We start from the raw sequence: 3,314 nt of genomic DNA, 5'->3' as shown, positions 1-3,314 counted from the left end.
CACTAACTCCTCGGAGTCAGGCTAACCGTCCCTGGATAGGAGAACCTATCCATTTAGGCTAAACGAATCGCACACCGGAAATGATATCAGCTAGGATTATTTTCGACTTAATCGGTCGGCTAATCGCTGATGCACCCTAAAGCGTGAAATAACTCACAGCTTTGCCTCAGTAACAGCAGTTGCAGAAGCACAATTAACAGCTTGCCTCTGTTTCTATCAGTAGCTACGCAAACAGGTACTGGCGAGCTTTACAGAATCTTTATACAAAGCAGTATAATGGGTGACACCCCTCCACCGTAAAAGAGGAGAGGCAAATAGCAGCAAAATCAGATGCTATAAGCTAGAGATGGGGCTTTTGAGTCAGGGAAGCGGATAAACGCAATGGAGCATCGGCGCATTGTTATCGGGGACGTACATGGGCATTACGACGGCTTAATGACCCTGCTAGAGGCACTTGCCCCCAGCTCGAACGATCGCGTCTATTTTTTGGGAGACTTAATCGATCGTGGCCCCAAAAGCGCTCAGGTATTAGATTTTGTGCAGCAAAGCCCCTACCAAACTCTGTTGGGCAACCACGAACAACTCATGCTGGAAGCTTTGTCGGGGACACCGATGGATATGCGAGCGTGGCAATCTTGGCTCTACAGTGGCGGGGATGCGACAGTAGCGAGCTACAGAGATACAGGGATGATGCCGTACAAACACTTAGAGTGGCTGCGATCGCTCCCCACGCACCGGGACTTAGGGGACATCTGGCTGGTTCACGCCGGCGTTGACCCCCATCTGTCGATCGAGGAACAGTCGATCGAACAACTTTGTTGGATTCGCAGGGAATTTCACACCATGTCGAAACCCTATTTTCCCAATAAATTAATTATTACCGGTCACACGATCACCTTTACCTTTCATGGGGTCAGGCCGGGCGAATTAGTCAGGGGCGAAGGGTGGTTGGATATTGACACGGGTGCTTATCATCCCAAAAGTGGCTGGCTGACAGGATTTGACCTCAGCTACCGCAGAGTTTATCAAGTCAATGTATTTAACAATCAAGTCCGAATTTTGCCGTTTGACGAAGTTGTCAGGCAATTGAAGCCGCAGCCGATTGCACCCCCGAAACCTGCGATCGATTCTGTTGTTCAACAGCAGTGTTAAATCAAGTTTTCGTTGTAGGGTATGTCAGCTTAAGTCCGAGATCTTAAATCGAAATTAACTTGCTGCTGACATACCTTAGTAACTGGATTTATTTTTTAACGAACCGCGAAGACGCGAAGATCGCGAAGTAAGAAAAGAGAAGGGAAGAGAAGAGAAAATAAGAGAGTGCCTGACTGATTTACGTTTGCTACGAACCTAGAAGTCTGCGGATTTCTAGCCTGTAATCCTCATTATTCAAACCTTCACCGCTAGCAAGATCCGGATCTATAGCCTGCGAAATAGCAGCAATACGATCGCCAGTTGCCGGGTGAGTGCTCAAAATGCTAGGAGGAGAAGGTTTGTCGAGCAACTTTTTCATAAAATCAACCATCCCAGATTGAGCGTAGCCTGCTCGCCCCATAGTTTGCAATCCCAACTGATCGGCTTCATACTCAGCTTGGCGACTGTGGGGGCGCCGCAAAGCCAATTCCACCCCAATCTGAACCGCCTGAGATCGATCGAGCCCAGTTGCCGAAGCTACACCTGAAGCTATGGCCATTTGACGCATTTGTTGAATCGCGTGGCGAGCATTAATGTGAGCGATTTCGTGGGCGATCACACTGGCCAATTCTGCCTCATTGTCCGCCGCTGCCATCAAGCCTTTATTCACATAAACAAAACCGCCCATAGTTGCAAAAGCATTAATCGTGTCGTCGTCAATCACTTGAAAAGTATAAGGAATATTCGGGCGAGTGCTTTCTTGAGCGAGTCGTTGACCGATGCGGTTGATATATTCTGTAGTGTCCCGATCGCGGTCAATCTTAAACTGGCTGTTCGTTAACTGCTGATTAATTTGTCTGCCAATAGCCACCTCTTGGCGATCGGACATATTCGACAATTGAATAACTTGAATGCCTCGAAAAATCAGTTCGGGCAACGAAAATGCTTGAGTCGGTTCCGGGGAAACCACCCAGATACCCGCAGCCACCATCAGGGACAGAAACAGATAAATCCCCCGGCCACAAGTACGCCGGCAAGTCAACCAAAAACTTTTTAACATGAGTGATAGGTGCCAGAAGTTAGATAAAATTTGAGGAAAAACTCGAAAAGTCACTAAATAGGCAGACGTAATTTGAGGCTGCTTAGTTGCTATTCTAGCTTTTTGTCAATTTTTAACGGCGCCACAAGCTTCTGGGCGATCGAGCCAAGGCCAACCAACCGCCGTCAACTGCCTTCTGGGTTAAGTGCCCCAGTCATGCGGATTTTGGGCTATCGTTGTGGTAATATCTTTTAGCTTCAGGACTTACACATCAATAAAGTATGTCATTGGCAGCAGTAGCTCAGCAATAGCAGCATCTGTTTTTCATCGATGTCTGCGTAAGTCCTGAGCTTGTAAACATACTCCTGTCGCTATCAGTATAATAGGCGATTTATGAAAATTTTGGATTCTCAAGGCCGGCTGTTCGGCAAACTCAGCATCCTAGACGTAGGTGCCATTCTAATCGTACTGCTAGTTGCAGTCGGAATCTTCTTCTTTCCCGGCACTTCTGGCGGTTCCGTCGCCCAAGTCGGCACCAGTGTCAAACCTGTAGAAATTGATGCAATTGCGATCGGTCTCAAAGGAACAAACGTTCAAGATTTGTTCAAACCAGGTGATAAAATCAATGTGGTGATCCGCAATCAACCCTCCGGTCAGATTACCATCAAATCGGCCAAAACTCTCACCAGAACCCTAGCAGTTCCTCAGCCCAACGGCACTCTGAAAGCTCTCCCCGATCCCAGACAAGAAGAAGCCTTCAGCCAAAATATGATGTTTACCTTAGAGGGAAAAGGTCAACTTACTGAAAATGGCCCGGTTTTAGGTAATACGAAAGTCAAAATTGGTACTACGTTAGAGCTTGAAGGCAGCAAGTACATTTTCAACGCCAGCGTTATCGACGTGCGAGTCAAAGAATAATTAGTAGTCAGTTGTCAGTTGACAGTTGACAGTTGTCAGTGGTTATTGGTGTCAAATTCAGACTAAAATTCATGATAAATCTCGCTTCTAGCAGAGTCTAGATCCCCCCTAGCCCCCCTTAAGAAAGGGGGGGACAAGATTATTGTCAAAGTCCCCCTTATTAAGCTATGCCTTACTCACATCTTTCTTAACAAAATCAGGCTTGACATCTGGGGGGGAATGGGTG

The 3,314-nt window shown here is 47.0% G+C and carries 3 protein-coding genes; 2 read left to right on the top strand and 1 reads right to left on the bottom strand.

Annotation, left to right across the window (positions count from 1 at the left end):
• Positions 1-381 precede the first annotated feature (381 nt).
• Positions 382-1,152 (top strand): metallophosphoesterase family protein, encoded by a 771-nt coding sequence (locus QUB14_RS28290; RefSeq protein ID WP_333221508.1) that lies wholly within the window; start codon positions 382-384, stop codon positions 1,150-1,152.
• 187 nt (positions 1,153-1,339) lie between these two features.
• On the opposite strand, the gene QUB14_RS28285 is transcribed toward QUB14_RS28290, so the two are convergent.
• Positions 1,340-2,191 carry a M48 family metallopeptidase gene (locus QUB14_RS28285; RefSeq protein ID WP_190660841.1) on the bottom strand — a complete coding sequence of 284 codons (852 nt, stop codon included), beginning with the start codon at positions 2,189-2,191 and terminating at the stop codon, positions 1,340-1,342.
• Between the two features lie 372 nt (positions 2,192-2,563).
• Here QUB14_RS28285 and QUB14_RS28280 point away from each other — a divergent pair, with 372 nt between their 5' ends.
• Positions 2,564-3,088 (top strand): DUF4330 domain-containing protein, encoded by a 525-nt coding sequence (locus tag QUB14_RS28280; protein WP_333221511.1) that lies wholly within the window; start codon positions 2,564-2,566, stop codon positions 3,086-3,088.
• Positions 3,089-3,314: the final 226 nt, after the last annotated feature.

The organism is Microcoleus sp. B3-D2 (assembly GCF_036705345.1).
Taxonomy (GTDB): Bacteria; Cyanobacteriota; Cyanobacteriia; order Cyanobacteriales; family Microcoleaceae; genus Microcoleus.
The sequence above is the reverse complement of the archived record's forward strand: the minus strand, read 5'-3'. Positions and strand labels throughout refer to the sequence as shown.